The sequence below is a fragment of the Bartonella sp. CR84HXZ genome, from assembly GCF_042194535.1.
Taxonomy (GTDB): domain Bacteria; phylum Pseudomonadota; class Alphaproteobacteria; order Rhizobiales; family Rhizobiaceae; genus Bartonella; species Bartonella grahamii.
This window is the reverse complement of record NZ_JBHIMY010000019.1, coordinates 19,560-27,842: the sequence shown is the minus strand read 5'-3', so window position 1 is coordinate 27,842 and position 8,283 is coordinate 19,560. Positions and strand designations below refer to the sequence as shown.

The 8,283-nt window shown below is 37.8% G+C and carries 4 protein-coding genes; 2 read left to right on the top strand and 2 right to left on the bottom strand.

The features are described from left to right. Nucleotides 1–183: 183 nt before the first annotated feature. On the top strand, nucleotides 184–1,227 hold the full coding sequence (locus ACFIKD_RS07890; RefSeq protein WP_375647666.1) for a tyrosine-type recombinase/integrase: 1,044 nt from the start codon (nucleotides 184–186) through the stop codon (nucleotides 1,225–1,227). Between the two features lie 78 nt (nucleotides 1,228–1,305). Here the strand turns inward: ACFIKD_RS07890 and ACFIKD_RS07885 are convergent, their stop codons facing one another. Further along, entirely contained in the window at nucleotides 1,306–2,289 is a 984-nt protein-coding gene (locus tag ACFIKD_RS07885; RefSeq protein ID WP_375647665.1) for an RluA family pseudouridine synthase, read from the bottom strand. A gap of 236 nt (nucleotides 2,290–2,525) precedes the next feature. Between ACFIKD_RS07885 and ACFIKD_RS07880 the strand changes: the two genes are divergently transcribed. Continuing rightward, a complete protein-coding gene (locus ACFIKD_RS07880; protein WP_375647664.1) occupies nucleotides 2,526–4,307 on the top strand; it encodes a glucan ABC transporter ATP-binding protein/ permease in 1,782 nt (593 codons plus the stop codon). Nucleotides 4,308–5,504: 1,197 nt separating this feature from the next. On the opposite strand, the gene alaS is transcribed toward ACFIKD_RS07880, so the two are convergent. Then, nucleotides 5,505–8,177: an alanine--tRNA ligase gene (alaS, locus tag ACFIKD_RS07875; RefSeq protein ID WP_375647662.1), complete on the bottom strand. Its 2,673-nt coding sequence runs from the start codon at nucleotides 8,175–8,177 to the stop codon at nucleotides 5,505–5,507. Nucleotides 8,178–8,283: the final 106 nt, after the last annotated feature.

Here is an 8,283-nt window from a genome sequence, read left to right as displayed (position 1 = left end):
CGCGCTTTAAGAGAAGCTAAAAAACAAGGTTGTGAACTCGTAGAAATCAAACCTACCGGTGAACTGCTTATCTATCTTAAATCCGATATTCCAATACCAAATTCAGTTAACCACCCAGACAAACTTTTAGATTTGTCAAAGAATGAATATTACGAAACCGCACTCTCTAAGATGTAAAATACCATGCCAAAACCACGTCCTCCTCATCTCGTTAAACAAATTACTCAACATGGCAAAATTGTATGGTATGTACGTATTGGTCATGGCAAACGCATTAGAATACGCGGTGCCTATGGAACGCAAGAGTTTGTTGATAACTACAAAAGCGCACTTGCCGAGTTACAAGGACTGATACTTCCTAAATCAAAAACTGGTAAACTTGTTGAAGGTTCATTTGCATGGCTGCTTAAACAATACTTTAACAGCTCTAATTGGCATAATCTTGCTAAAGGAACCCAAGAACAGAGAGAACGTATCCTTATAAAGGTATGCGATACAATAGGCAACGTTCCATACCAAATAATTGATAAAAAACATATCATAGCCGGCGTTGAACGGCGGAAAGAAACGCCAGCAATGGCTAGAGAATTTCTGAAAGCCCTTAATGGGCTGTTTAATTGGGCAATTGATCAAGGTCTTTTGGAGAATAATCCGACTTTAGGAGTCAAAAGACCATCTACCAAAAATAAAGACGGCTTTCCTGTTTGGACAGAAGAAGATGTTGAGAAATATTATCACAAATGGCATCATGGTACCCATGAACGTGTCTGGATTGATGTTCTTTTATATACGGGCTTGCGTCGTGGTGATGCGGTTCGCATTGGCTGGAAAGATGTCAAAGATAATATCATCCATCTCAAAACAGAAAAGAGCCAATTTAAAACAGATGTTTTTCTTCCTATTTTACCGGAATTAGCCAAAACGCTTGAAGCTGGTCCTATTGGTGATGAAACATTTATTTGTGGTAAATACAGCCAAAAATTACACAAAAATAGTTTCGGAAGTGTATTTTACAAGGCATGTACTCAAGCAGGTATCAAAAAATCGGCGCATGGATTGAGAAAATTAGCAGCAACACGCGCAGCTAATTCTGGTGCAACAGTATCACAATTGAAAGCATTATTTGGCTGGACAAATGATAATATGGCATCTCTTTATACAAAGAGTGCAGATCGTAAAAAATTAGCCTTAGAATCTATAAAAAAGCTTCAAAAAAATGAGGGATAGGGGCAAAAAAACGTAATAGAATCAAGATTCACCTATTCCCTCACTATTGCAGTAATGTATTGATTTAATAGAGATAGATTACTCTGTTTCAGCATCACTCTCATTAAAAGACAAAAGATTAAAACTTTGGACCATATGAGGCGGTAAAGGTGCAACAATATCCAATATTCCTCCTGAAGGATGAGGAATACGAATACGACGTGCATGAAGATGAAGACGGTTTTGAATTCCTCCTGGTAATGTCCAATTACTATCAGAAAAAAAATACTTTGTATCGCCAATGATCGGATGATCCATATAGGCAGCATGCACACGAAGCTGATGTGTTCTCCCTGTATAGGGTTCCATTTCAAGCCACGAAAGAGCCCGCCCTCGCGTATCTAAAACGCGATAGTAGGAAACCGCATGATGTGAATCTGGCTCCCCATGTTCACAAACACGCATTTTATCACCTTGTGCAGTCATTTCCTTAACCATCCACGTTGAAATTTTGTCCTGCTTTTTTTTAGGCACGCCCCGAACCAACGCCCAATAAGTCTTTTTTGTTTCTCGCGCTCTAAAAGCAGCTGTTAAGGACTGAGCCGCTCCCCTTGATCGCGCAACAATAAAGACACCCGACGTCTCACGATCAAGACGATGAACCAAACGCGGCTTTTCACCTTTTTTATTGCGCCATACCTCAAGCATACTATCCATATGACGTGTTAAACCAGAACCTCCTTGTACAGCCAACCCAGCTGGTTTGTTAAAAACAAATACCTTTGGATCTTCATAAAGCAGCATTTTTTTCAAAACGGTTTCATCATCCTGCCCACGAAGTGTTTTATCCGTTATTGAAAGATTTTCCTTGTCATTAATAGGGAGAGGTGGAATACGAACAGCTTGCCCCATACAAAGACGCGTATCGGCTTTAACACGTCCACCATCAAGCCGTATCTGACCAGAACGCAACAATTTCTGCAAAGCTCCAAAACCAAGTCCTGGATAATGCACCTTAAACCAGCGATCTAAGCGCATTCCATTTTCATCTGCCTCAACTTTTTTTATTTCTACGCCTGCCATGAAAATTCCCTTACCTGATAATTTTCTCTGCCCCAAATTTTTTACCTGATAATTTTATTGATCTATTTTGCGCCTTTATAAACACAAAAATTCATATTTTAGTTGGCTTTATCACACCATATTACAGTTAGTATCCAAAATTGCCTTTTCTTAACGGTAAAATTCTATTAGCTAAAAACTAAGCGTTATAAAAATCAACAGCCTTTACGCTTAATAGCGAATGGAGATAATTAACCGTGTCCTTATTCAAAACCTATGCACGTGTTCTCACTTACCTAAATAGAGAAAAAAATGCATCTCTTTTAATCTGTACCGCTAATGTTATATTAGCTATTATCACCATTGCAGAACCTATTTTATTCGGACGTGTTATTGATTCTATTTCAGAAAAATCAGCTATCATTCCTACTCTTACCCTTTGGGTTTGTTTTGGACTTTCACATATTATTGCTTATGTCCTTGTTGCTCGCGGTGCTGACCGCTTAGCCCATAGACGCCGCTTAACGGTTTTAACGGAATCTTTCGAACGTATCATTGCCATGCCTTTAATTTGGCATCAACAACGTGGGACTTCCAACGCACTCCATACACTTTTGCGCGCAATAGATTCCATGTCAACCATATGGCTTGATTTTATGCGCCAACACCTCTCAACACTTGTCGCCTTATTGGTTCTCATCCCCATAGCGTTTAATATGAATTGGCGTCTTTCAATAGTCTTGGTTGTGCTTGCCATCATCTACGTATTAATTGCACGTTTAGTGATGCGAAAAACAAAAGACGGACAAGCCGCTGTAGAATGCTACCACCACAACCTTTTTAAACATGTCAGTGATTCAATCTCTAATGTTTCCATTGTACAAAGTTATAACCGAATAGAAGAAGAAACTTCTATACTGCATCAACATACAAATGCTCTGCTTAAAGCACAAAATCCTGTTCTCAATTGGTGGGCGCTGGCCAGTGGCTTAAATCGAATGGCTTCAACAATTTCAATCGTTTGTGTTCTTCTCCTTGGAGCTTTTTTTGTTGCAAAAGGTCAATTACGAGTAGGTGAAGTTGTTGCTTTTGTTGGATTTGCACAACTCATGATTAGCCGTCTAGACCAAATGAGTAATTTTATTAATTGTGCAATATCCTCACAAGCGAAACTGCAAGAATTTTTTGAAATGGAAGACTCAACCTTTCATATCAACGAACCGCAAAATCTTCCTTCCCTTCAAAATGTTAAAGGCGCCATACAATTCCATCACGTGACCTATAAATTCCCAAATTCTTCTCAAGGTGTTTTTGATGTTTCCTTTGAGGTTAAAGCAGGACAAACTGTTGCGATTGTAGGACCAACAGGGGCTGGGAAGACAACATTGATCAATCTGTTGCAGCGCGTATACGACCCTGCCTTTGGGCATATCTCCATTGATGGAATAAATATATGCTCGATCAATCGCGAATCTTTACGCAAATCTCTAGCAACAGTATTTCAAGACTCGGGTCTTTTCAACCGTACTATTCATGACAATATTTCAATAGGAAAAACGAGCGCAACGAATGAAGAACTTTATGAAGCAGCAAAAATAGCAGAAGCTCACGATTTTATTCTAAAAAAAGCTGATTGTTATAACACAATAGTGGGCGAACGAGGATCTCAATTATCAGGTGGAGAAAAACAGCGACTAGCAATTGCACGCGCTGTTTTAAAAAATGCCCCTATTCTCATTCTAGATGAAGCAACAAGTGCTCTTGATGTTGAAACAGAAGCACGTGTCAAAGATGCTCTCGATTCCATACGCCATAACCGCACTACTTTTATTATAGCACATCGCCTCTCAACAGTACGCAATGCTGATATGATACTCTTTCTGGAACATGGTTACTTAATGGAAAAAGGAAACTTTCAAGAATTGATCGATAAAGGAGGGCGTTTCTCTAAATTTTTAAAGGCAAGTGGTTTAACAATCAAACCACCAGAAAAAGAAGGAGAAAATGTTATCCCCTTACACGAAGCCATAGCATCATAAAAATGATACTCTTCATAAATCTTATGCAAAAAAATCCTCCTCAATACAACAAGAGCGCTTGTATAATGCAAGTAAAAAGATTTCTAAAAATGCCACAATCCATTTCAGGTATTTAAGACAGATATTAAAACAATTTAGTATTTTCTCTGCTATTACAATTTTACTAGATTGGGACAAAAATATTGCCCTATATCTGTGCGTATTAACGAGTATACACTCTCATTTAGGGAAAATATAAAGATGTAAAGGTAAAAATAACTTCCAGTTTTACCGTCTTCTTTTAACTCAGCTTTACGAATTTCAAAACGAACTGAAGCAATAGCTTTTTAATAATAAATATTATGTATTGCTTTTTGTTTATCACGTTCTTTATAGTCCTCTCATAAAGAACAGAATGTCATTGTTTTGCACATTCATATGGCTTTTTTAGAAACATTTCTCAATGCTCCTAAGCCCATTTCACAACGACATCCATGAGTGATTTTGATTAATTTAACATACACAGAATTTGAAACGATAAATTATCATTATAAATCAATATGTTAATACAATCTCATCATAATAAATTAGACATTAATCTAAATCTTTAGATTTGTGTAACATTCCTTTGATTTATATTGATAATTCATTATTTTATAACTTGAAATAAAGATTTATAAAGATAGGAGAATATTCTTTTCAAGACCTTTTAATGATAAATAAAAAACTGTTTGCTTGTACATAACAAGCAAAATGAAAACAATACAATATCTCTAAGATACAACAACTCTTTTATAAGCCTTTTCAAGGAAAGGGATTTTAGTTATTTGAAAGCTAATAAAATAATGACAGCTTATAACTTTATAAGGATAATCGTATGCAATAAATCTTGTATTATCCCTTTCATAAAAAGAGATATTTCTTCAAAAAAATCTATAGGAGCAACACAATAACTAGTCTTCTTAGTAAAAGAATACATAGCAAAGCATGAAGTGCTGCATAATCTATCTTATCTTAAAACGGTGAATCCTGAAACGCTTGGAAGCTACAAAGCCAAATAAAAAAGTGATAATAAAGACAAACACTGTTTTTGTCTTTACAATTGGATTTTCCCCCAATTACGCTGTATCTGATTTCAGCAACACACTAGATAGATATTCTTGATACTTAGACGCCAACCCAATATAAAAATGTAAGAAACACCTATGCAGAATGATTTCATTCTTTAAATTTTTCCAGAAAATCTTTTAGTGCCGCAAATGCCTCATCAGCTTTGTTCCCCTCAGGACCACCAGCCTGCGCCATATCAGGACGGCCACCTCCACCTTTACCACCAAGCATACCTGAAAGAATACGAACGAGATCAACAGCATTTAACTTATCCGTTAAATCATCCGTAACGCCAACAACAGCACTCCCTTTTCCATCCTCTGAGACACTAATAAAAGCAACCACTCCAGATCCGATTTGTTTTTTCTCAGAATCGACGAGCGCCTTAAGATCCCGTGGTAAAATATTTTTAACAACGCGTCCGGTAAAAGAAAGCCCTTTAATGATGGTAATATCACCTTGGCTCCTTTCTGTTATTCCACCACTCAACATCATTTTCTTGCGTACATCATTCAATTCTTTTTCAAGTTTACGACGATCATCAAGCAAAATTCGCACCCGTTCTTCCACGCCAGCAGAAGAAGTTTTTAAAAGATCAGCAATTTCATGAATACGTTCATCTTGGCGGCTAAGATAAAGACGTGCTTCTTTGCCTGTTAAAGCTTCAATACGCCGCACTCCAGCTGAAACAGAACTTTCAGAAAAAATATGAATCAAACCAATATCACCTGTTCGCTCCACATGTGTGCCTCCACAAAGCTCTATTGACCAATGCTTTTTTAATCTTCGCTGTTCAAGTGGCTCCCCCATAGAAACAACGCGAACTTCATCACCATATCTCTCACCAAATAATGCCATTGCACCTTCAGAAATTGCATCATCTACAGCCATGAGGCGCGTTACCACTCTACTATTTTGCAAAATAATCTCATTTGCTAAATCTTCTATTTTTTTCAGTTCTTCTGGTGAAACGGATTTTGGATGAGAAAAATCAAAACGCAACCGATCTGGCAATACAAGAGAGCCTTTTTGTGTAACATGAGATCCCAAAACTTGTCGTAAAGCTTCGTGTAACAAATGGGTAGCAGAATGATTTCCACGAATTTTTTTACGACGAACAACATCAACGTTTAATTCTACACAATCAGACCTTGATGCCTGACCAGATTTCACCACCCCAATATGGATAAAAACACCATCACCCTTTCTTTGGGTATCATGCACCTCAAAAATAAAATTTTCACCAGAAATGATCCCACTATCACCAACTTGTCCACCAGATTCACCATAAAAAGGTGTTTGATTAACAACAAGCATAGCTTTCTGACCTAAAGAAATATGATCAACCAGTTTACCATCACACACGAGAGCTGTAAGAATGCCTTTAGCCGTTTCTGTTTCATAACCCAAAAATTCTGTAGCCCCCACTTTATCACGAACAGAAAACCAGATCTTTTCTGTTACAGCTTCCCCAGAACCAGACCAATTGGCACGCGCTTCCTCTTTTTGACGTTCCATCGCTTTATCAAAAGTATCAACATCAACAGATATTCCACGACGCCGCAAAACATCCTGCGTTAAATCAAGCGGAAAACCATAGGTATCATAAAGCTTGAAAGCAACTTCACCATTTAAATGATCTCCTTCTTTAAGATCGGTACTTGCTTCATTTAACAAACCAAGTCCTCGTTCAAGCGTTTTACGAAAACGTATTTCTTCTAACCTTAAAGTTTCTGAAATCAAAGATTCAGCACGCACCAATTCAGGATAGGCCTGTCCCATTTCGCGGTTTAAAGCAGGCAAAAGTCGCCACAATAAGGGCTCTTTAGCACCAAGAAGATGCGCATGACGCATAGCACGACGCATAATACGACGTAAAACATATCCTCTTCCTTCATTAGAAGGAAGCACACCATCAGCAATCAAAAATGCAGATGAACGAAGATGATCAGCAATGACACGATGACTGGCAATAAAATCACCCTTTGCCTCAATCCCTGTAATTTCTTCTGATGCAGCAATTAATGCACGAAAAAGATCAATGTCATAATTATCATGAACGCCCTGTAAAACAGCAGCAATACGCTCTAATCCCATACCGGTATCAATAGAAGGATGAGGCAAATCAACACGTTTTTCCTGAGAAATCTGCTCATATTGCATAAAAACAAGATTCCAAATCTCAATAAAGCGATCGCCATCTTCTTCCATACTTCCAGGAGGACCACCCCAGATTTCATCGCCATGATCATAAAAAATCTCCGAACAAGGACCACAAGGTCCTGTTTCTCCCATCGACCAAAAATTATCAGCCGTCGCAATACGGACAATTTTTTCATCTGGAAGACCTGAAATTCTACGCCACAGTTCAGCAGCAACATCATCACTATGGTAAACTGTCACCAACAATTTATCTTTTGGTAGGCAAAATTCCTTCGTTAAAAGATTCCATGATAAAAGAATGGCTTCTTCTTTGAAATAATCACCGAAAGAAAAATTACCCAGCATTTCAAAAAATGTATGATGGCGTGCCGTATAACCCACATTATCAAGATCATTATGCTTTCCACCCGCACGAACACATTTTTGTGCCGTTGTTGCCTGCTTATAAGGAGGTTGTTCAAGTCCAGTAAAAACATTTTTAAACTGCACCATCCCTGCATTTGTAAACATAAGTGTAGGATCATTTCTCGGAACAAGCGGACTAGAAGAAAGAACTTTATGCCCATTACGATGAAAATAATCCAAAAATATTGACCGAATATTATTAACACTATTCATACTGACACCTGCTCAATACAGCACAAAACCATAAAAGAAAAATCCCCCTCATTAAATATCCTCTTCGCCAAGCATGGAGTCAATTTAATCAAAGAATGGAATATTT